The sequence below is a fragment of the Amycolatopsis marina genome (genome assembly GCF_900111885.1).
In the GTDB taxonomy this organism is placed as follows: Bacteria; Actinomycetota; Actinomycetes; order Mycobacteriales; family Pseudonocardiaceae; genus Amycolatopsis; species Amycolatopsis marina.
Map to the genome: position 1 here is coordinate 60,975 of NZ_FOKG01000013.1, position 20,997 is coordinate 81,971.

Genomic DNA, 20,997 nt, shown 5'->3' on the forward strand with positions numbered 1-20,997 from the left:
CGGAGTGACGAGAAGCCGGCTGGCCCTCCTCACGGCGCTGGGGATAGACAACTTCGGCTCCGGTCTGTTCCTCCCGCTCACCCTGATCTACCTCACCCGCGTGGTGCAGCTGCCGCTCGGTGTCGCGGGGGCGGCGGTCACCACCGGCACACTGGCGGGGCTGCTGGCACCACCACTCGCGGGCAGGCTCGTCGACCTCGTCGGGCCGCGCGCCGTGGTGATCACCTCGCAACTGGTGCAGGCGGCGGGTGCCTGCTGCTACCTGCTGGCGGACGGGGTGCCCATGGTCGTCGCGGCGGCTCTGCTGATCGCGGGCGGACTGCAGCTCTTCTACTGTTCGCTGTTCGTCCTGGTCGCCGACGTGTCCCCGGAAGTGCTGAAGGACCGCCCGTTCGCGGTGGTGACCATGGTTCGGGCGGGCTCGTTCGGCCTCGGCGCACTCGTGGCGGGGGCACTGCTGACCGGCTGGGGGCCAGCCGGATACCAGCTCGCACTCGGGGCGAACGCCGTCACGCTGGTCGTCGCCGCGATACTGCTCGGCCTTGGAGTGCGGGCACCCCGGCCGGGCCCTGCCGCGCCAAGCGGGCGACGCCCCACGGGCCTGCTTCGCAACCGGCCCTATCTGGCTCTGATCGTCGTCTCCAGCCTGTTCGGGCTCTCCCTCGACTTCTTCCTGGTCGGTATGCCGGTCTTCGTGCTCGACCAGCTCGGCGGTCCGTCCTGGCTGCCGGGCGCGATCCTCGCCCTACTCACCACCGTAACCAGCTTCTGCAGCACTCTCGCGCTGCGCCTCACCCGGCGCCTGACCCGCACCGGGGCGATGTCCCTCGGCTCGGCGCTGTACGCGGTGTGGTGCCTCGTCAGTGTCGCCGCCGTCGCGCTGCCCCCGTCCTGGCTGCCCGCATACCTGCTGGCGACGACCCTGGTGATGGCCGCGGCGAACCTGGTCTTCGGCCCGCGTTCCAACGCACTCGCCGAAGCCGCGGCTCCCCGCGCGTCCAGGGGACGCTACCTGGCTTCGTACCAGTACGCGTTCGCCTCGGCCCAGATCGTCGCGCCCGCGGTGGTGGCGCTGTTCTCGGTTGCCGTCTGGTTGCCGTGGGCCGTGGTCGCGGCAGCGGCGGTCGTCGCCTCCGTCGGACTGCGTGCGCTGGCTCCCCGGCTTCCACCGCATGCGGTCGATCCGCGCAACTGACGCGCAAGGAGAGTCGGCTGGACAGGCCACGCGCGGTTGCCGAACAATGGCCGACGAATGAACTGCCGGTGAACGCGACGGAAGAGGCCCTGATGAGCTACGAGCGTTTCGTCGTGGTCGGCGACAGCTGCGCGGAGGGTCTTGACGACCCGTACCCCGACGGCAGCCGGTATCGAGGCTGGGCGGACCTGGTCGCGGCCAGGCTCGCGGCGGACAACCCCGATCTCCGGTACGCCAATCTCGCGGTTCGCGGACGCAGGCTTGACCAGATCATCAGCGAGCAGTTCCCCGCGGCCACCACGTTCCGGCCGGACCTCGTCGCCCTCTTCGGCGGCGGAAACGACGTCCTCACCGGCGGTTTCGACCCTGACGCCGTGGCAGGCAGGGTGGCGGAAGCCGTGGCAAAGCTGACCGCGGTCGCACCGACCGTGCTGGTGTTCACCCTCAGCGACCTGTCTCAGCGAATGCGCATGACCCGCGGCCTCCAGCCGCGCATCGCGGCGCTCAACTCCGCCATCCACAGCGCGGCTGCCACGCACGGCGCCCTCGTGGTCGACCTCGCCGACGACCCGTCCGTGCGCGACCTGCGCTACTTCGGGCCCGACCGGCTGCACCTCAGCGAACACGGTCACCGGCGACTCGCAGGGCATCTGCTGCGCAGGCTCGACGTGCCCTTCGATCGCGGGTGGCTGGAACCGCTGCCGGGCGAGCCCGCGCGGCCAGGAATGCTCGGGCACGCGCGCTGGGTCTGGCGCGAGGTACGCCCGGTCGCCGTCAGCCGGGTCCGCAACCGTCTCGTCGGACGCTCCCCCGGCGACGGCTTTCAGCCGAAGCGGCCGGAGCTCCGGCCGCTCGCGGCCGCGGAACTGGAGTCCTGACCCCCGCCCTCATAGAACTGATGGACGCGCAGCCCGGACAATCGACCAGAATACGGACGCGACCACCGAGATCATCCCGTTAGGTTCGCCGAAGACCACGTAAGGGCCTACCGACAGGCCATTGTGGAGGGGTGGCGATGACGGCGCAGTTGATCGAACCGGCGGGCGGATCAACAGGGGTCGGTCTGGTTCACCCCTGCCGCACGATCTCGCTGTCCGAACACGTGGATCCGCGCGGCAGCCTCGCCGTGGTCGAGACGGACAAGGACGTGGTGTTCGACATCAGGAGGGTCTACTACCTGTACGACCTTCCGGTCTCCACAGTGCGCGGCGCGCACGGCCACCGAAATCTCGAACAGCTGCTGATCGCTGTACACGGCCACTTCGAAGTCGAGTTGGACGACGGTTTCAGCTCGGCCACCGTCGAACTGGACCACCCGGCCACGGCCCTGTACGTCGGTCCGATGGTGTGGCGCAACCTGGTCAACTTCTCCCCCGGAGCCGTCGGCCTGGTGCTTGCGTCGTCCCACTACGACGAGTCGGACTACTACCGCGACTACTCCGATTTTCTGGCCGACGTGCGGGCACTGCGCCAGAAGAAGCGGCAACTGAGCTCGGTCCGGAGCGCTCCCCGGTGACCATCGCGGACAGAACGGTGCCGTTTCTCGATCTGCACGCGGCCCATCAGGAGATCACGGAGGAACTCGACGCCGCCTGGCGCCGGGTTCTGCGTTCCGGGAGGTACCTGCTCGGCTCCGAGACCGAGAACTTCGAGCGTGAGTTCGCCGACTACTGCGGCAACCGGGAGTGTGTGACAGTCGGGAGTGGACTGTCTGCCCTCGAACTCGCGCTGCGTGCGCTGGGCATCGGCGCGGGCGATGAGGTTGTGGTGCCCGCGCACACCTTCATCGCGACCTGGCTGGCCGTGTCGGCGACGGGCGCTCGGCCGGTACCGGCCGAGCCCGAGGACCGTACCTGCAACCTCGACCCGGCCGCCGTCACCGCGGCGATCGGCCCACGAACGGCAGCGATACTGCCGGTGCACCTCTACGGCCACCCCGCCGACATGGCGGAACTGGGGTCGATCGCACGCAGCAACGGGCTCGCCCTCGTGGTGGATGCGGCCCAGGCACACGGAGCGCGCCGCGCGGGAAGAACCGCTGGCTCGGAATCGCGGGCGGTGACCACCTTCAGCTTCTACCCTGGCAAGAACCTGGGCGCACTCGGCGACGGTGGAGCCGTGGTGACCGGTGATTCCGACGTCGCACGGCGGCTGCGTTTGCTGCGGAACTACGGCAGCAAGGAGAAGTACCGCCACCAAATCGCGGGGCACAACTCAAGGCTGGACGAACTGCAGGCGGCGATCCTCAGAGTGAAGTTGTCCCGGCTCGACGACTGGAACAACCGGCGCAGACAGGTCGCCCAGCGCTACCTCGCCGGACTCGCCGGAATCCCGGGACTGACCCTCCCCGTGCCCGCGGCACAGACCGACCCGTCCTGGCATCTTTTCACGGTACGGAGCCGGAATCGCGACGCGCTCGGCGCGGCGCTGGCCGGACACGGGGTACAGACCCAGGTTCACTACCCCGTTCCACCGCATCTCAGCGAGGCCTACGCGGCTGCCGGGTGGACGACAGGAGACTTTCCCGTCACCGAGCGGATCTCCCGAGAGGTACTGAGCCTGCCGATGGGACCTCACCTCATTCGGTCCGATGTGGACTACGTGCTGGACAGTGTGTACCGATCGACTCAGCGGTGACACCGAGGGCCGCCATCGCTTTATGCGGCTGTTCCCACGAACAACCCCCGTCCGGACGGACCCCCTGGCACGTACTCGACCGTCAGGCCGGCCGCGACGAATGCCCGCTCGTACTGGGACCGGTCGAAAAGCGTGATCCGATGCTCGCCGGTGAAGTGGCGGATCCCCTGCTCCGGATGGCCCACGACATAATGGATTCGCATCAGCGTCGCCGTCCCGTCGAGCACAGAGTGGGACATACGCGCGATCGTCTGCTCGCCCGCGCGGACGACATCGCTGGAGACATAACCGGACAGGAACGACTCCGGAAAATACCACGGTTCCACGACAACGACACCCCCGCCGGTGAGGTGTGCGGCGAAACAGCGCAGTGTCGCGTCAAGCTCCCGTTGGTCTCGGAGATACCCGATGGAACTGAACATGCACGTGAGTACGTCGAACCGGTCATGCAGGACGAACTCACGCATGTCGCCACCGTGAACTGTCGTTTCCGGCAGCCGCTCCGCCGCGATCTGACGCATGTCAGGGGAGAGCTCAAGACCCTCGACGTGACTGACCTCGGCGGTGAAATGCCGCAGATGCGCTCCCGTGCCGCAGGCGACGTCGAGCAGTGAGTTCGGTGTGCGGTCGAGCCGGTCGCGCGCGAGGTCCAGCACGACGCGAACCTCGGCGCGATAGTCCTTCCCCCGCCCGAGGTAGATCGCGTCATAGATCTCGGCCAGTTCGCGCGCGTACCCCTGATCCACGCTCACTTGTCACTCACCCGGCTCTCCCATGCCCACCCTGGAGGAACATCGCAACGAGCCTCGCTGAACCGAATTCGCTCGTCATCCACCGGGCTACGGGCACCTGCGGCGTTCACCTCCGTCATTTGGTGGATACAGCCGCTACGTTTCGCATTGGTGAATACCCTCCGTGACTAGATCCCGGGGTGAATTGCCGATGCCGTCAAGGTGGCCATACGCGAAACAAGGACAATCAGGGCTGCGGAAGTGAAAAATTTACACATGCAAGCTCGCGCATCGGCGAAATGGTCTGAACCACAAAACCGCTCATCGAGCATACCCGAGGCGAGTCGTTCCCGCAGAACAACCGCATTGAATTCCTCATGTATTGAACTCGGCGCAGCTAGCCCGAAAGTGGCAATGATGATCACTCAGGGGAAGGGATGTGCGGCTTACGTCACTCGACTTGACGTATTCTGGTTAGCGATTAACCTTGAGCGTGCTTTGGTCGCATCGGGCGATATGAGTTACTCGTCACCACGCTGCGTGACCGCACGGACTCTGGGGAATCAATGGTAAATATCGGATTGGTCGAAGAATCGGGCAAGCTGAACGACGACGAACGCAGACTCTCCTGGATTCACGCACTCGACCTCAGGAGATTCCACATAGAACTCACCAGGACGACGTCGACGTTCGAGGAAGCGATGCTCGGCGCTGCAGGACCCACTCGTCCGGACGTCTGGATCCTGCCTTCGGCGGCGGTGACGGGCTGCGCCAACTGGCACCGGCTGTTCGGCGATGCGGACGAAGCGGAGAGAGCGCGGGTCAAACCGGTGGTCGCCGTGTGTTCGGGTGAGCCCTCGGAGATCAGCGGGGTACTCACCCGCGGTGTGGCCTCCGTCGTCCGTTCCGATGACTCGCCGTGGCATCTCGCGGCCGCGATTCATTCCGCGTCGGCACGCCATCTCTTCGTGTCGCCACACACGTTGAGCAACTATCGCAGCGACATCATGGATCTGTTCTCCACTCCTTCCTCGGAACGGCTCGACTCACTTACCGAGCGCGAACACGACGTGCTGGTCTGTCTAGCGCACGGCATGTCCAATCCGATGATCGCGGCGCAACTGCACATCACCAGGGCGACCGTCGGCTCGCATGTGTTGCGGATCCTGCGCAAGCTGGCGGCGGCCAACCGAACGGAAGCAGCGGCGATCGCCCACTCGATCGGCCTGGTCAAGGCGGGGCGGAACAAGGTCGCTCTCTGAAGTTCATGGAGGTGCCCACCCCGCCTCGCGATGTGCGTGGCGGGGTGGGCCTTGCGCAGAATGAACGATCAGATTCGCTTCTCCCACCGGAAGAAGCGCCGAGCCGCGACCGCGCCGATCGCGGTCCACACGGCGAGTACGCCCAACGCCGGCAGCGCGTCGACCAGTTGCGCGGCGAAGGAACCGGCGTCGCCGTAAGCGATCTGGGCGAGGTCCACCAACGCGCCCCCGGGTGTGACGAGCTGTTCGACACCCGGTCCCTCGGCCCCGTTCGTTCCCGCCCAGACTCCCGTGGCGAGCAGGAAAAGGAAGAACGGCATCGCGGCCATGTCGGCCTGTTGAGTGCTGGAGACAAGACCGGTGGTCGCGAAACCGAACGTCGCGCTCAACGCGACGCCGAGCAGGATGGCCAGCAACAGCACCAGCGGATTCGCCGGTACCGCGGGACCGAAGACTCCCACGATCACGACGATCAGCAGGCACTGCAGCACTCCGAGCACGATCACGGGCGAACTGACCCCGACGAGAACGGTGCTGTCCGCGACTTCACCACTTCGCAGTCGCTTCAGGTACAGATCCTCGCGCCTGCTGGTCAGGGCGAGGGTGGTGGTGATGTAGACGGTCATGCCGAACATCAGCAACAGTTGCATCGCCACCGGGAATGCCCAGCCGAGCGCGCCGAGGTTCTCCCTTCCGAAGTAGACCAGCGCGGCGGCCATGCCGATCGGGAAGATCGTGGCAGTGGCGGCCACCGCCGAGTTCCGGCCGAGGAGCTTCACCTCGGCGAGGAACAGCGCCCTGAGTTGCCTACCGACCAGATTCATCGGACACTCCCGTTCCCGCCGACCGCGGGTACGCCCGGAAAGGGCAGCACCTGACCGCGATGGCTGTCGACCACTCCGTGGAACACGTCGTTCAGCGAGGCGTGCTGCGCGCGAAACCGCAGCAGCGGGAGCTGATGGGCGCTCTGCCACTGCACGACGGCGCGCAGGTCGCTCTCCAGGCTGGAGGTCTGGACGTGCACGTGTCCTCGCGCCAGCTGATCGGCGTCCAGTTCCCCGGTGAACTCGGGCAGATCCAGCTCGCTCGCACCGGACGGCAGGTCGAAACTGATCTGCGCACGCTCCTGGCTGAGCACGTCGACCAGGCTCCCCGACACCGCGATGCGACCTTCATGCATGATCGCCAGCCGATGCGCCAGGCTCTCGGCTTCGTCCAGGTAATGCGTGGTCAGCAACATGGTGACCCCCTCGGCCAGCAGTTCGCGGATGAACTCCCATGCTGTCTTGCGCGACTCGGGATCCAACCCGGTCGTCGGCTCGTCGAGGAAGAGCACCCGCGGCCTGCCGAGTGTGGCCAGCACCAGGTCGAGTCGTCTGCGCTCGCCACCGGACAACTGCTTCACCCGGACGTCCCTGCGGTGCGCCAGGTCGAGCCGTTCCAGCGCCGCACCGGTGTCCGATCGACGGGAACTCATGGCCTGCCACAGGGAGACGGTCTCGGCGACGGTGAGGTCACCGGCGAAACCACTCTCCTGCAACATGATCCCCGTTTGGCTGCGCAGCTGCTTCCGTTGCCGGAACGGATCCAGCCCGAGCACGCGGACCACACCGGACGACGGCCTGCGGTGGCCCTCGATCGTCTCCATGGTCGTCGTCTTGCCCGCGCCGTTCGTCCCGAGCAGCGCGAACAACTCACCTTCGTTGACCTCGAAGTCCACCCCGCGCACGGCTTCGAAGGAGCCATAGGAGCAGCGGAGGTCGTTCACCTCGATCAGTGGATTCTGCACACCTCGACGATAGGAACCACCGGACGGGCCCTACCAGGGCCGAGGATCACCACTACCGGTGTGCGACACACCGGACCCGCATGACAGATGTCATTCCCGCGATGCTCCGAAAGCGAGGAAGGGGACGGACGTGCATGCTGTACCCATGTCCGATGTGCAGGATGTGCGCGAACCCGGCGGAATGAGCTGGCTGCGCCGCTACATCTGGGCCTCACTGTCGTTCAGCGGCCTCACCGGACTGGGACTGGTCGCCATTGACCTGTTTCGCACGGACTTCGGTGTGGTCAACACGATCCTGCTGGCCGCCGCGTTGACCGCGGCAGCGGTGCAGCGGATCCGGTTTCTCGGGTACACCGCGAACGCGGTCGCGTTCGAGGCGCGCAGGCCCACCGAGCAGATCCTCACCTCCGCGTGTGCCGTGGTGCTGGCAGCCCATGCGGCGCGCTACACGACCTGGCCGGAGGTGTGGGCGCTGCTGCCCGCCGTGGTCGGGGGCGCCGGTGTCATCAGCGCACCACGGGCGGTCCGCTCGCGGCTCGCGTACGGCCTCGTACTGGCGACCGCGGCGACCGTCGCGCTGGCGTTGCACTGGCGACGAATACCCGGCGTCGAGATTCTGCCCGCGGTGGGCGTTAGCGTCCTCGTGGTGGCGGTCTTCGTCGTGATCGACCTGTTGACCGTGCGTTTCTGGGACCTGGTGCTGGAGCTCGACCACGCCCGCGCGCTGGCCGGTGAGCTCGCGACGGCGCGGGAACGACTGCGGTTCTCCGCCGACCTGCACGACATCCAGGGCCACTCCCTGCAGGCGATCATCCTCAAGGGACAGCTGACGGAACGGCTGATCGGCAAGGACGACCAGGCGGCAAGGATTCACGCGGCCGAACTCACCGAACTGGCCCGCGCGGCACTTGCCGACACCCGCAAGGTCGCGCACAGTTACCGCAGGGTCGGCCTGCGCACCGAGGTGGCGAACGCCGTCGAACTCATGCAGGCGGCCGGAATCGAGGTGGAGGTGCGCGGTGAGGTCGCGGCCATCGCCCCGCCGCTGCAGCAACCGTTCGGTGCGCTGGTCCGCGAGGGAACCACCAACGTGTTGCGGCACAGCAGGGCGACGCGCTGCGTACTGAGCATCGAGGTGTCCGGCGGAACCTCGGTCGTCCGGCTGGGTAACGACGGAGTGCGACACGTGCCGGACACCGTGAGCGACGGCAGTGGGGTACTCGGCCTGCGCGAGCGGTTCGGCACAATCGGCGGTGAGGTGACCGCGGCCCAGACCGGCCACGACTGGTTCGAGTTGACGGGACGGGCACGAGAGCCGGGGAGCGAGCGCAGATGATTCGAGTGGTGCTGGTCGACGACGAGGACCTCGTCCGGGGTGCGCTGGCGACGTTGCTCGATCTCGAGGAGGACATCAGCGTCGTCGCGCAGGGCAGTGACGGCGAGGAGGCGATCGAACTCGCGCGTCTGCACCAACCAGACATCGTGCTGCTCGACCTGGAGATGCGGGTGCTGGACGGGCTAGCCGCCGCCGAGGTCATCCTGCGCGAGCTGGACATGCCCGTGGTGATCGTCACCCGGCACGCGCGGCACGGCGTGCTGAAGCGGGCGCTGACACTGGGGGTCCGCGCGTTCGTTCCCAAGGTCACCCCGGCGTCGAAACTGTCGGCGATCCTGCGTGACGTGCACGCGGGCGGGCGCTATGTCGACCCCGATCTGGCGGCGACGGCGCTCACGGCCAACGCCTGCCCGTTGAGCGAGCGCGAGCTGGAGCTGTTGCGGCACAGTCTCAACGGCGACACGATCACGACCATCGCCGAACGGACCCACCTGGCACACGGCACCGTGCGCAACTATCTGTCCTCCGCCATGGGCAAGCTGGGCGCGGACACGCGTTACGGGGCAGCGCGGCGCGCGTGGGAGGAAGGCTGGATCTAGGCTCCGTCAGCGGCGTTGCTCTGCCACGAAACGTTCCAGCCGCGGTACAAGCTCGGCGGGGGTGGGCTGTGCCAGCATCTCCGCACGCAACCTCGCCGCTGCCTCGGCGAATGACGGCTCCTCGAGTAGCCGGAGCAGGTGTTCGCGGACCGACCGCGGGGTCATGGTCGGTCTCGGCTGGCACAGCCCCGCACCCGCTTCCGTGATCAGGTCGGCCTTGATTCCCGTGTCCCAGATCTCCGGAATGATCAGCTGCGGCACACCCGCCCGGATCGCCGTGCTCCAGGTTCCTGCCCCACCGTGATGGACGATCGCCGCACAGCTGGGCAGCACGGCGTGCAGTGGCACGAATTCAACGACGCGGACGTTACGCGGCACCTCCCCGAGTGCTCCCCTCTCCTGCCCGCTCGCCGTCACGACGACCTCGACGTGCAGATCCCCGAGAGCGCTCAACACGTCCCCGAAGGACACCGTCGTCCGCCCGCGGCCATTGCGCGCGGAAACGCCCAGTGTCAGGCAGACCCGTGGCCTCGAAGGGGATTTTCGCAGCCAGTCCGGCAGCACCGCCGGGCCGTTGTAGGGCACGTACTGCATCGGCAGTGATCGGCCGCGGACCGGAAGCCGGACAGCAGGGGGCTCCTGATCGATGGTCAACTGCCCGCCGACGACCTCCTCGTCGAACTCACACCCGTGCCGATCGAGTGTCCACGTGAGCCATTCCGCCATCGGGTCGTCCCGCTCCGGAGCCGGTACCCGCGCCAGTTCGGCGAGGAACTGCTGTCTGACAAGGCCGAGAACATCCGCTGACCAGAGCAGCCGCGCGTGTGCCGCCCCGCTGACCCTCGCCGCTATCGCGCCCGCCCACGTGAGCGGCTCCCAGATGACGAGGTCGGGACGCCAGTCGCGCGCGACCTCCACGAGATCGTCGATCATCGCGTCGTCATTCAGCCCGGCGAAGAACGAAGGGACGAGCATCGTGTAGAAGCCGAGCAGGTCGTGCGGATCCCACTCACCCGCACGCAACGCGGTGAAGTCCACCTGGGAAGCTCCGGTTGCGGGCGCAGCCGGAGCGGCTGCGCCGACTCGGCCGCCGGACAGGCGGTCGTCCTTTCCGACCTCGACCGCGGTGAGTCCCGCGCCGGTGATGGTGTCCGTCAGCGCGGGCCGCGACGCGACCCGCACCTCGTGCCCAGCGCAGCGCAGCGCCCAGGCGAGCGGAACCATCGAGTGGAAGTGCGTGCTGTGCGCGATGGTGGTGCACAGCACCCGCATCGGTGTCCCCTCGCTCATCGCCGCATCACCCGCATCTCCGACAGCGCTCCCGTCACCGGTGACCTGCCGCGCCTGCGCGGCGGACCCGAAAGTCCGAGCCCGGGATGACGGCCCAGCAGGGTGTCAACGGCGAATTCGACGGTCATCGACAGGAGCGGACGGATCAGCGCGTACTGCGGCTCGCGAGCCAGTAACCGGTCCGGCGCGCCAGTTGCGGTCACTGGCACGACGACCTGCTCGTCCGTGGCCACCCTGTGCCCTTCGACATCGACATCGGTGTGCGCGACCCGAGTCAGCAGCCGCAGCGGGGGCCAGCGCAGCAGCGCCCCGTCCACCGGACCATGGTCCGTACCGACGCTGAGCCGGTGCGCCACGGAGCGCGCGATGACTGTCGGCGCCGTGGCCAGGAAGAGCACACTCGCCGCCATCATGCCGCCCAGCGTGTCCCCGCTCGCGCCGTGCTCCGCGAGCAGCTCCTCCACCTCTCGCGTTGCCCACGACAGTGCGAGCACGTCCGGCAGGGTCTGCGGGCTGACCATCGCGTCCGGCACCAGCCCGAGCCCGAGCTGATGCCCGGCCAGGACGGCACGTTGCCCGTCCTGCAACCCCAGTACGTCCGCGAGTACCGCAGTGGCCAGCGGGGCGGCGTAGGCGTTCAGCAGATCGAACTCCGTACGTGTGTCTGCGCCCTCCAGCAGTTGCTCCGCGCGACGGCGCACCGCACCGGAACTTCGCCGCAGCGCCGCCTGTCCGAGTACCGGGCGAACCGCGTCCACCATCGCCTGCTGGACCGCGCGTTCCTGGGCGAGATGCGCCCGCGGCAACGGAAGTACCTGCAGGTGGGCCTTGCCCCCGTCGGCGCGGCGGAAGCCGAATCTCTCGTCTGCCAGCAGCCGGCAGGCCACGTCGGGATCGCGCACCATCCACGCCCCGAGTTGGCTCCGGGACACGGACGGCCGGGACTCGCCTCGCGGTGCGGTCGACAGGCGAGCCGGGTAGTCACGCAGCAGTTCGGCGAACCAGTCCCCGGCGAGCGCCTCCTGCCAGATCACCCCGCGGATCGCCTGCAGCCGCCTGCCGAGCTCGTTGCGGCTCAGCGTGCCCAAGTCGCCTCTTCACGGTGGGCATGCCCGTCCGGAGCGACCCAGTTCTCCAGGATCGCGCAAACTCGCTCCACGCCACGGTCGCTGCGCACACAGCGGCCGACATCGGCGGCCCGCCCGCGCATCCGTGCGTCGCCGAGTGCCTGTGCCACGGCCTTGCGCAGGCGCGGCGCGCTGAGCCGTGCGCCGGGCACACCTTTCGGCGCCACGCCGAGATCGGCCATGGTGGCCGCCCAGAACGGGTGGTCCACGAAGATCGGAACCACCACCTGCGGCACCCCCGCCCGCAGCACCGCCGCGCCGGTCCCGAAGCCGCCGTGGTGGATCACCGCGGCCGCACGGGGAAACAGCCAGGTGTAGTCGACGTCGTGCAACCGCAGTACCCCTTCGGGCAGGTCGTCCTGGGTGGGTCCGTCGACCACCACAAGCCTGCGCCCCGCGGCACGTACCGCATCGGCAACCAGCTCGAGGCTGTTCTCCGGGTATGCGGGCCACAGCGAACCGAACGAGAGGACCACGGGTGCTGGCCCGTTCTCCACCACCTCGACCAGCTCCTGCGGCGCCTGCCACTCCCGGTCCCAGAACCAGTACCCGGCCATGTGGTTGGTCGCGGGCCAGTCGGGCGGTGCGGGCAGGACGGCCGGACTCTGCAGGTAGAACGTGGGCCGGTCCCGCTCGAGCGCGGAGAACGGCGTGCGCGGCCCGAGCGGTGCTTTGCCGAGACGTTGCCGGTACGCGTTGACGATGGGCCTGCACATCCGCCACTCCGCCGCCTGTGAGATGTGGTGGCTCAGCCTGTTGTACCAGCCGCCGAGCGGAAGTCTCGGCGCGCCCATCGCGGGAAAGGCCGTCGTCGGCGTGTTCGGATACCAGGAGACCAGCGCCCACGGCACGTCTGGTGGTTCGGCGAGGTAGGCGTTGCGGTTGAACACCGAGCTCACCACCAGATCCGCGTTCGCGAAGGCGGGGCGCACACAGGCATCGAGCTGCGCCGTTCCCGCGGCGGCGGCCTCAGCGGTCTGCCTCGGCATGGTCCGGGCGAGCCGGAGAGCCGAGGGGCTCCTGCGTAACGACTTGATCAGTTCCGGCGACTCGAAGTAGTGCTTCGGGCTGCCGGGCACCGGGAAGTACTCCAGGCCCGCCTCCCTGGTCAGATCCCGGAAGTCGGCGTGCGTCGCCAGCCGGACGTCGTGTCCTCTTTCCCGCAGCCCGGCGCCGAGTGCGAGGAACGGCTGAACGTCACCTCTCGAGCCGATCGCCACCAGCGTGACGCGCATACACCTCGCCTCCCTTGTGGATGGTCAACGCCGCGGGTCCGCGGAGGACTTGCGATAGCGGGTGATGTGGCGGTGCGATCCGGGAACGAACGGCGAGCGCTCCCAGTCGCCATGGCGTTCGATCTTCTCGAAACCGGCAACCCTGGCCATCAGGTCCAGTTCGCTCGGCCACGCGTAGCGGCTGAGCTCGGTGAACGTGGAGACCGAACCCGCCTTGATCGTGGTGTGCACCTGCGCCAGTAGCTGCCTGACCGGATCAACGCTGATCGTGTCGAGCATGACCTGGTCGCTCGCGAGGTTGCGCACCTGGAACTCCGGCTTGACCAGCTGATGGAAGTACGAGGGGTCGTAAACCTCCACCAGGAGTGTGCCGCCGTCGGTCAGGTGCTCCCCCGCCCTGCGCAGCCCCTCGATCTGCTGCTCCGGATCGGGCAGCATGAACAGGGTGTTGCACACCACGTAGCAGAGGTCGAAGTTGCCGTCGATCACGTGCTCGGCGAAGTCCGCCCGCACGGTCTTGACCGTGCCTTCGGGATCCCGCTCGTGCAGCTTGTCCAGCATCGGCTGGGAAACCTCGACGGCGTGCACCGAGAAGCCCTTGCCCGCGAGTGGGATCGCGACGCGGCCGGTGCCCGCACCGAACTCGACCACGCGCGCACCGGGTTCGAGCAGTGCCGCGATGAAGTCCACGGTCTGTGGCGTGTCGAACGAAGGGTACATCCGGTCGTACACTTCGGACAGTGCCTCGCCATAGGCCTCCGGCCTCAGCTGGTGGTGCACAGGTCCTCCTCTTCCGCCTCCGGCTCCCGGCTGGTGTCGAGCGAGTGAAAGTCGGAGAGGAACAGCATCCGCGGTTCGATGCTCTCGTCGTGTCCGGCGGACTGCGCGATCAGGAACTGCACCCGCACGCCATCGGGGTGGTGCTCCACCTGGTTCGTCACGAAGTTCAGCAGGGCCAGATAGGACACGGTGAGCTGAATGCGCTCGACCTCCTTGACCTTCTCACTGGCCTGCAACAACTCCGACGCGACATCGAACAGTGCCTTCTCCATCCGGCGGGCCGGGTGCCAGATCATCTGCATCAGGGTGCGGTCCTTGGAGATCTCCTGCTCGCGCCATGGCGTGAGCTCCCCGTTCGCGAGCTTGTCCCGGTACAGCACGTTGAAGTCGTGCCTGGCCGGGGTCGGGGCGAAGAACCGCCAGTTCGGAATCGCCATAGAGGTCGGGTCGATTCGCTTGCCCAGCGGATGCGGCCGATTGGCCTGCTGGCACAGGGTGAGGGCGAACCAGCTCCCAAGCACCCCGTAGAGGCCCCATCTACGGACCGTGCCCCAGGTCGGCCTCCGCGCCGAGAATCCCGACATCACACCTGCCTGCCTTTCCTGATGCGCTCTCATGGCCGACTCCGAAGGCTCTCGGCGTGACACTCGCGGGCCCACCGCACGAGGTCGATCACATGCGTGGCCAGTTCCTCCCGCATGACCAGCGAATCGTGCTCCGCGGTACGGACCACCTCGTGTCTGCCGACCTGCGTGAGCCCGGCCAGTTCCGCCTGCATACGGCCGTGGGCCAGATCCATGGATGCCTGCTGTCCCGCGGTGACCACGCCGACGGGCAACGTCGGGGCCGGCGTCACGGCGTGGGCCTCAGCCGCCCAGCGGGTGTGCCACAGGCCGAACTCGCGGCGGGCGGCAGCCCACGGTTCGGGCCTTCGCATGACCCGGCCGCTGGGCTCGACCAGTTCGCCCGGCAACTCGCTGATCGCCCCAAAACCGTCGTCGTCGCCGAGGATCCGCAGGCGGGCCCGCCAGTACATCGTGGATATTCCTTGTTTCACCAGTGGCATCCCCTCCCGCTGCAACGCAGAACGTTCCAGCTGATCGGGGTGGGAGGAGTCGACGAGCACGATTCCGGCCAGCTCGTCGGCGTGCCGCCCGGCGAACGTACGCGCCAGTAGCCCACCGACAGAGTGCCCCACCAGCACGTACGGCCCTGACATGTCCAATTTCCTGAGCAGGGCGACCGTCAGGTCGTTGACCTCCGCCGCGGTGATCGGCGGGTTGCGCTGGCTGCTCCACCCGTTCCCGGGACGGTCGTAGGCCAGGCACGAAGCCGTGCCCTTCAGCGCGCGCAGCACCCACGCCCATTCGGTACATGGACACGACAGGGCACTCTCGAACACGACGGTGGGGCCGCGCCCGCCTCGCTCCACGAGGTGATGGATCCGTTCCCCGCCAACCTCCACGAAATCGCCGGGAGCCGGGGGCCAGTCCTCGGGAGCACGAGAACGGACAGCGGCGAGCGCGGCGGTGGCCGCGGCGCCTACCGTGGCCGAGATCCCGAGGTAGCGCAGACCGCGGCTCATGATGTCGAACCCCCAGTCAGTTCCGCGCTCCGTGAGCCGCGGTCGGCGCGGCCCAGCGCGCGGGAGAAGTGGGCGACCGCCGGGTATGTAGCCACAAAGGACCAGAAGAAGCGGTTGAGTCCCATGAACCGCGCGTTGCCGACGTGAAACCCCATGCCACTGAGCAGAATCAGCCGCGCGATCGGCTTCGGCGCGACCAGTACCAGCGGGAACAACACCTCGGCGAGCATGACCATCCACGCCAGTCCCTGCGCGGCGATCTTGTTGTCCTTCGTCATCTTGTAGAAGAACTTGTCGCCGTAGGTCCGCGTCCGGAAGATTCCCGTGATCGCATCGCCGCTGCGCCAGACCGGCGAGGTCATCTTCACCGCTCCGGAGGTGAAGTAGGAGAGACAGCTCTGCGCCGCGATGAACGCGAGTGCGGCTTCACGTGCTCGCCTGTCGTGCGGAAAAGCCTTTTCCAGAAGGGAAACGGCGAAGTTGATGAAGGCGAAGTGGTCCGATCCGTCCAGCCCGTAGTTGCTGCGCAGGTTCAGTGCGGCGGCGGTGCTTGTCATGCCGGCGAGCGCCGTACCGCGAACTCGTCTTCCTGCTCGTGGGGCGAGCAGTCCGAGCCCACTGATTGCCCGCGTCTGCACGACGCGGACGATCTCCGGGTATTTGAGCACCCTCTCCAGATGCCGCCCGGCGCCACGGTTCAACGACAGCATTCTGGTGCGGGAGATGGGCCATCCGAGCAGACCGTTGTCGTCGAGCGATTTCGATGTGGACAGTAGTTCCAGCGCACTGATGGTCGCTCCTACGGCCGTGAGCTGCTCGACACGACGGAACGCGTGGTCGACCTCGTCCTTCGGCAGCTTGTTCCAGCGTCGTGAATCCGAACGCAACCGCATGACTCCTCCGACCTGTTAGCGGTGATCATCGCCGCGTACCGGTGCTGCGGTACCGCAGGATCGAGCCACGAACCTACAGCCGGCAACGCTCAGGACTCGTCCGTCAATCAACGGCATTCGCCGTTGTGGGCCTCAACCAGATAGCGGACATCGAATGCGGCTACGCCTGCTGGACCACAACCAAAGTAGGTGAGTCACCGTGAGTGGCTGCGCGGCCATGATCCCCGTGTTACATCTGGAAAAAGCGCAGGTGCCTGGTCTCGGGTAGGCGTTCGCGGCGAAGTCCTGTAGCGCCAACGGAAAGCTGAGATACTTCGTGATAACGATGGGAATGATCGACGAAAGGCCAGCCGGGACGGAATACAAGCAGTTCTTCTCCTGGCTGCAGGCTGTTGACCTCGCCAAGTTCGACATTTCGATCAGCAAAGTCTGCAGCACGGTGGAGCAGGCGGCTGAGATCGTCGACAGCGCGGGGACGGACGTGTGGGTGCTGCGCGCCCGGGCCTCGTTGCGTGCCAGACCCCTGCACCGGCTGTGTGGTGACTCGGTACCCAAGGATCTTCCGCAGCCGATCGTCGCCGTCTGCGACGACGAGGAGGACGTGGCCAGGGCGCTGGAGCACCGGGCCTCCGCGATCGTGCTGGAGGACGACTCACCATGGCAGACAGCGTCGGCGATTCACGCGGCCGCGGCACGAGAGCTGTTCGTCTCACCGAGAGTGCTAAATCACTACCGTCGGCAGTTGCTGGAGCTGATCACATCCCCGTCGTCGTCCCGTATCGACGCGCTGACCAACCGGGAACACGACGTTCTCGTCTGCCTGGCCGAAGGCAGCTCCAACTCCGAGATCGCCCGACGGCTGTTCATCAGCCGCGCGACCGTCGGCTCACATGTGCTGAGTATCCTGCGCAAGCTCGACGCCTCGAACAGGACCGAGGCGGCCGCGCTGGCCTACAGGTACGGGCTGATGACAACTCGACGGAGGCACGCCTGAGTCCGGTCAGCCACCTCGCTTCCGCATGATGAAGCCGATCAACGCCCCCAGTGCCATACCGATGACGAGACCGACGAGTATCTGATCGAAGAGCATGCCGGTGACAAAGCCGACGAGCGCCCCGATACTGGTCAGGTACTCGACCGTGTGCTTTCGGGTCCCGGTGTTCTTCGAATTCATTGTGATCCCCTTTTCAACTGGAATTAATTGTGCGGGTTGTTCACAAGTCGGCAGACGGGGCCGCCCGGAGAGGGCCCCCGCTGTGGCATGCTGTTTCTGCCACAGTAGGGGCGGCCGTGGCGACCGACTGCCGACGAGGCCAGTACGTGGCAGCACGTCAGCGGTGAATAACCCGAGTTCTGAATAAGACACTGTGGCCACGCCTCGATGATGACACGGAATGGTCACGGTGTCCAAATGGACGGAGCTCGTCAGGAGCAAGGTCCTGACGAGCTCCGCCTTTGTGTTAATTCAGCTACCCGAGCGTCACTCGCGCAGGCCTGCGGCGCGAATGTTGAGCAGTTCGGCCCCGGACTTTCCGGAAAGACCCCGGACCTTGCCGGTCGAAGCCGTTTCCTGGCCGACGAGGTCGGTCACCATGTTTCCCGCCACGTACAGCACGCCTGCCGCCGTCACGAGCGCGGGCGTGCCGAGCACCGGCGCGGTGCCGTTGGCCCGCTCGAGCGGGCGGAGTGTGCCACCGTTTTCCGGAACCGCCGCCTGGGCAGCTCGCTCGATACCGTTCATTCTGCTACCTCCATTTCGATCAATATTTATTGACCGTTGAAAATGCTACTGATGTGGTGTCGTATCGCATCCATCATGTGAACCATTCTCGGTTTGAGAACTTCATCGCGGCAGCAGTGATCTTCGATCGGGCATCGCAAGGGACGCCACCAATGGACCTTCGGGACAGTCCGCGTCCAGCAGTGGATTTGAGCCGTCGAGGGCGCCGCGAACACGCGCGAGTGTTCCGCCCGATTCGCGTGAGCTGAGCAGTCCTGTCAGATTTCGTACCAGAGTGTCCTCGTTTTCGGACTGGCGTTGCGAGTCGAGGCAGAATTCGGCGAACTCACGCACCCGGCCGAGGACGTCGTCACAGGCCTCGGAGTAGTTGCGCAGCGTCCCGGTCGGCCCGGCGGAGTCCAGTTCGGACTCGACCGCCCCCGCCGCGGCATGTGCCGACAGCATGGTCAGCGCCGCCGGTGAGAGGAACAGCGGATCGGCCGCGCCCGCGGCGTCACCCACACTCAGCCAACCCTGCCCCGCCAATGCCGACGAGCGGTATCCGGACCAGAGTTCCCGATCGGCCGAGGCGGGCCTCTCCGCTGCCGGCCGAAGGCGTCCCCGCTCGACTATGCCTTCGCCGAGCGGGATCACCCACGTCCACGCATCGCCGTCCGGCGCCCTCGCCGTCACGAACGTGTGCGGATCAACGGGTTCCCGCAGTACGTCCACCACGACGTGTTCGCGCTCGATCGAGTACAGCTGTCCGGTCTCCGAAGTCGGTCCGGCGAACACACCGGCCACCACTCTGCCAGACCCACTGGCGTCGACGACCATCCCGGCCGCACGTACCGCCTCCCTGCCGTCGTGGTCCCGATGGCGTACGCCGACGACGACGTCACCTTCCATGACCGGACCGAGAACGGCCTGACCTTTGCGGACGGACGCACCGAGTTCGGTCGCGCGCACAAGCAGAAGGTCCGTCAGCTCGCGGCAGCCGATGTGGAACCCGTACCCGAACGGACCGGAGTCAGCGAGCGCGCTGCGCCACGGACCTGTGCCGTTGCCCCAGTCCAGCTCGGCGAACTTCGACCGGACCGCTCCGCAGGCGAGAAGTCGCGCACGAAGGCCGAGTTCGGTGAGTACGGGGTGAACGCCCGCGGGCAGCGCCGCCGCGCCGGTAGGTCGCGACTGTTGCCTACGCTCGAACACGGTGACCTGCCGTCCGCGCAGCGCGAGCAGCGCCGCGACGGTAGCGCCCGCGACGCCACCGCCGACGACCACCACCTCGGGGGCGACGACATCCGACCGTCCCGCGGGCATCAGGACGACGCCGCCGTGATCCGGTCCGGCACGGATCTGCCGCCCAGCGCGTGGAACTCGGAGAGGAACACCATGGTCGGTTCGTCCTCCTCCTCGTATCCGCCGGAGACGGCGATCAGGAACTGTGTCCGTAAGGCCTCGGGATGATGCTCACGAGTCGTGACATGTGCGAGGAGCGTCAGGTAGGGCACCGACAACTGGACGGTCGGATCGGCATTGCCGTCGAGCTGTCCGTGCTGGCCGATGAACCGCAGAAGTTCGGCTGATGTGTCGAACACCGTCTTCTCCGCGCGGCGGTGTGGATGCCAAACCGAATGCAGCAGAGTTCGTTCCTCCAGGGAGCTGATCTCCCGCCATCCCGTGAGCGTGCCGTCGGCCAGCTGGTCGCGCAGCAACAGGTGATGATCGTGGATACCCGGATTCGGCGCGAAGAACCGCCAGTCCGGGACGATGAGATACAACTTGTCCCACCGGCTGCGCCTGCTCTGGTCCCGGTACAACTTCTGGCCCACCACGGTGAGTCCGAACCAGGTCGCGAACAAGCCGTACAGCGCGCCACGAGCGGTCTTGCTCGTCATCGCACCTCCTCCGTCGTGCCTGTGCCACCGGCCACTGCCGACCCGGCCGCCGACTCGCTGATCACCTTCCGGACGGTGTCGGCCACCAACTCCGCCCACCGCCGTTGCAGCACGAGTCCGAAGTGGCTTGCTTCCTGTGCGAGCACGGGGAAGGCGCCGTTCGACAGGGTGAGCAGGTCGTCCTGGAGCTTGCGGTGTGCGACGTCGTTGCGCAGGGACTCCCCGGAGATCACCACGCCGACACCGACAGTGCTGGGGAACCGGCCCCGTACCAACGCCCGGGGATCGGCGGTCTTCCACGACACCAGTTCCGCGGCCGCGGCCCGCCAGGTCGCACTCACGTGCAACCGCGCGCGTGCCGCAGCGGCGGCTTCCTCCGGCAGATCGCTGAACTGCTCGCGTGCCTGTTTCCGGCCGAGGCCGAACAGCGCCCGCGCGGCGGAGAGCTTCAGCGACTGTTCCAACCAGGCCATACCGCGCCGCTGAGTCGCCGACCGCCGCAGCTCCTCAGGATGCAGGGCGTCGACGAACACCACACCCGCGACGTCGTCCGGCCAGGTTTCCGCGTAACACCTGGTGATGAGCCCGCCGAAGGAGTGCCCGACCAGCACGACCGGCCCCTCGACGCCGAGCGCGGTGAGCAGCTCGCGAAGCTCACCTGCCAGTCGCGGCACGGAGCGCGGCCCACTTCCCGGTGTGCTCCAGCCGCAGCCTGCCCGTTCGTAGGCGATCGTCTGGACGGACTCCCCCAGCGACCGTTGCACCCATTCCCAGGTCTGCAGTGGCGAAGCCAGCCCGCTTTCCAGTACGACCGTGGGGGCGGCCGACCGGGCGCCGTGTTCGCGTACGTGCCGGCATCCGGCACCGACGCCGACAAGGCGCCCGGCCGGTTCGCCGTAGTTGGTGGTGGACATGAT

The 20,997-nt window shown here is 67.2% G+C and carries 23 protein-coding genes; 8 read left to right on the plus strand and 15 right to left on the minus strand.

The genetic code is table 11. From position 1 onward, the window contains the following. Window positions 1-4: 4 nt before the first annotated feature. The 4 genes from BM199_RS20915 (at window position 5) to BM199_RS20930 (ending at window position 3,832) form a co-directional block, all read left to right on the plus strand. Window positions 5-1,195 (plus strand): MFS transporter, encoded by a 1,191-nt coding sequence (locus BM199_RS20915; RefSeq protein WP_091674987.1) that lies wholly within the window; start codon window positions 5-7, stop codon window positions 1,193-1,195. 68 nt (window positions 1,196-1,263) lie between these two features. After that, the gene (locus BM199_RS20920; RefSeq protein WP_425425564.1) at window positions 1,264-2,073 is read left to right on the plus strand and encodes an SGNH/GDSL hydrolase family protein; all 810 of its coding nucleotides are present in this window, start codon (window positions 1,264-1,266) and stop codon (window positions 2,071-2,073) included. A 137-nt stretch (window positions 2,074-2,210) separates the two neighbouring features. Then, entirely contained in the window at window positions 2,211-2,711 is a 501-nt protein-coding gene (locus BM199_RS20925; RefSeq protein ID WP_091674988.1) for a sugar 3,4-ketoisomerase, read from the plus strand. Window positions 2,712-2,713: 2 nt separating this feature from the next. Continuing rightward, window positions 2,714-3,832 (plus strand): DegT/DnrJ/EryC1/StrS family aminotransferase, encoded by a 1,119-nt coding sequence (locus BM199_RS20930; RefSeq protein WP_245788522.1) that lies wholly within the window; start codon window positions 2,714-2,716, stop codon window positions 3,830-3,832. 20 nt (window positions 3,833-3,852) lie between these two features. Here BM199_RS20930 and BM199_RS20935 read toward each other — a convergent pair whose 3' ends face one another. Then, the gene (locus BM199_RS20935; protein ID WP_245788490.1) at window positions 3,853-4,584 is read right to left on the minus strand and encodes a class I SAM-dependent DNA methyltransferase; all 732 of its coding nucleotides are present in this window, start codon (window positions 4,582-4,584) and stop codon (window positions 3,853-3,855) included. Between the two features lie 545 nt (window positions 4,585-5,129). Between BM199_RS20935 and BM199_RS20940 the strand changes: the two genes are divergently transcribed. After that, the gene (locus BM199_RS20940) at window positions 5,130-5,825 is read left to right on the plus strand and encodes a response regulator transcription factor (RefSeq protein WP_091674989.1); all 696 of its coding nucleotides are present in this window, start codon (window positions 5,130-5,132) and stop codon (window positions 5,823-5,825) included. 68 nt (window positions 5,826-5,893) lie between these two features. Here BM199_RS20940 and BM199_RS20945 read toward each other — a convergent pair whose 3' ends face one another. Together BM199_RS20945 and BM199_RS20950 are read right to left on the minus strand one after the other, a co-directional pair. Then, on the minus strand, window positions 5,894-6,649 hold the full coding sequence (locus BM199_RS20945) for an ABC transporter permease (protein WP_091674990.1): 756 nt from the start codon (window positions 6,647-6,649) through the stop codon (window positions 5,894-5,896). After that, window positions 6,646-7,614 (minus strand): ABC transporter ATP-binding protein, encoded by a 969-nt coding sequence (locus tag BM199_RS20950; protein ID WP_091674991.1) that lies wholly within the window; start codon window positions 7,612-7,614, stop codon window positions 6,646-6,648. The genes BM199_RS20945 and BM199_RS20950 overlap by 4 nt, the downstream gene beginning before the upstream one ends. A gap of 145 nt (window positions 7,615-7,759) precedes the next feature. On the opposite strand from BM199_RS20950, the gene BM199_RS20955 reads away from it, so the two are divergent. After that, window positions 7,760-8,950 carry a sensor histidine kinase gene (locus tag BM199_RS20955; RefSeq protein WP_091674992.1) on the plus strand — a complete coding sequence of 397 codons (1,191 nt, stop codon included), beginning with the start codon at window positions 7,760-7,762 and terminating at the stop codon, window positions 8,948-8,950. Beyond that, window positions 8,947-9,549, plus strand: a complete 603-nt coding sequence (locus tag BM199_RS20960; protein WP_091674993.1) for a response regulator transcription factor — start codon at window positions 8,947-8,949, stop codon at window positions 9,547-9,549. Before BM199_RS20955 ends, BM199_RS20960 begins: the two co-directional genes overlap by 4 nt. 6 nt (window positions 9,550-9,555) lie before the next feature. On the opposite strand, the gene BM199_RS20965 is transcribed toward BM199_RS20960, so the two are convergent. Genes BM199_RS20965 through BM199_RS20995 form a run of 7 tightly spaced genes read right to left on the minus strand, consistent with a single transcriptional unit; the run spans window position 9,556 to window position 16,459 of the window. Beyond that, entirely contained in the window at window positions 9,556-10,839 is a 1,284-nt protein-coding gene (locus BM199_RS20965) for an activator-dependent family glycosyltransferase (RefSeq protein ID WP_281245729.1), read from the minus strand. Continuing rightward, a complete protein-coding gene (locus BM199_RS20970) occupies window positions 10,836-11,927 on the minus strand; it encodes a cytochrome P450 family protein (protein ID WP_091674995.1) in 1,092 nt (363 codons plus the stop codon). The genes BM199_RS20965 and BM199_RS20970 overlap by 4 nt, the downstream gene beginning before the upstream one ends. Then, complete coding sequence (locus tag BM199_RS20975) at window positions 11,915-13,201, minus strand: glycosyltransferase (protein WP_091674996.1); 1,287 nt, start codon at window positions 13,199-13,201, stop codon at window positions 11,915-11,917. Before BM199_RS20975 ends, BM199_RS20970 begins: the two co-directional genes overlap by 13 nt. Before the next feature lie 24 nt (window positions 13,202-13,225). Then, window positions 13,226-13,981, minus strand: a complete 756-nt coding sequence (locus BM199_RS20980; protein WP_091674997.1) for a class I SAM-dependent methyltransferase — start codon at window positions 13,979-13,981, stop codon at window positions 13,226-13,228. Then, window positions 13,966-14,598 (minus strand): hypothetical protein, encoded by a 633-nt coding sequence (locus tag BM199_RS20985; protein ID WP_245788491.1) that lies wholly within the window; start codon window positions 14,596-14,598, stop codon window positions 13,966-13,968. Before BM199_RS20985 ends, BM199_RS20980 begins: the two co-directional genes overlap by 16 nt. Then, window positions 14,595-15,566, minus strand: a complete 972-nt coding sequence (locus BM199_RS20990; RefSeq protein ID WP_091674999.1) for an alpha/beta hydrolase — start codon at window positions 15,564-15,566, stop codon at window positions 14,595-14,597. The genes BM199_RS20985 and BM199_RS20990 overlap by 4 nt, the downstream gene beginning before the upstream one ends. Continuing rightward, on the minus strand, window positions 15,563-16,459 hold the full coding sequence (locus BM199_RS20995; RefSeq protein WP_091675000.1) for a hypothetical protein: 897 nt from the start codon (window positions 16,457-16,459) through the stop codon (window positions 15,563-15,565). The genes BM199_RS20990 and BM199_RS20995 overlap by 4 nt, the downstream gene beginning before the upstream one ends. Before the next feature lie 331 nt (window positions 16,460-16,790). On the opposite strand from BM199_RS20995, the gene BM199_RS21000 reads away from it, so the two are divergent. Beyond that, the gene (locus tag BM199_RS21000; protein WP_143101876.1) at window positions 16,791-17,453 is read left to right on the plus strand and encodes a helix-turn-helix transcriptional regulator; all 663 of its coding nucleotides are present in this window, start codon (window positions 16,791-16,793) and stop codon (window positions 17,451-17,453) included. A 6-nt stretch (window positions 17,454-17,459) separates the two neighbouring features. Here the strand turns inward: BM199_RS21000 and BM199_RS33935 are convergent, their stop codons facing one another. The 5 genes from BM199_RS33935 to BM199_RS21020 form a co-directional block, all read right to left on the minus strand. Next, window positions 17,460-17,633 (minus strand): hypothetical protein, encoded by a 174-nt coding sequence (locus BM199_RS33935; protein ID WP_177242716.1) that lies wholly within the window; start codon window positions 17,631-17,633, stop codon window positions 17,460-17,462. 306 nt (window positions 17,634-17,939) lie between these two features. Beyond that, entirely contained in the window at window positions 17,940-18,200 is a 261-nt protein-coding gene (locus BM199_RS21005) for a hypothetical protein (RefSeq protein WP_091675002.1), read from the minus strand. Window positions 18,201-18,302: 102 nt separating this feature from the next. Then, entirely contained in the window at window positions 18,303-19,502 is a 1,200-nt protein-coding gene (locus BM199_RS21010; RefSeq protein ID WP_091675003.1) for an NAD(P)/FAD-dependent oxidoreductase, read from the minus strand. Continuing rightward, on the minus strand, window positions 19,502-20,080 hold the full coding sequence (locus tag BM199_RS21015) for a DUF5819 family protein (RefSeq protein WP_091675004.1): 579 nt from the start codon (window positions 20,078-20,080) through the stop codon (window positions 19,502-19,504). Before BM199_RS21015 ends, BM199_RS21010 begins: the two co-directional genes overlap by 1 nt. Beyond that, the gene (locus BM199_RS21020) at window positions 20,077-20,994 is read right to left on the minus strand and encodes an alpha/beta fold hydrolase (RefSeq protein ID WP_091675005.1); all 918 of its coding nucleotides are present in this window, start codon (window positions 20,992-20,994) and stop codon (window positions 20,077-20,079) included. Before BM199_RS21020 ends, BM199_RS21015 begins: the two co-directional genes overlap by 4 nt. Window positions 20,995-20,997 lie beyond the last annotated feature (3 nt).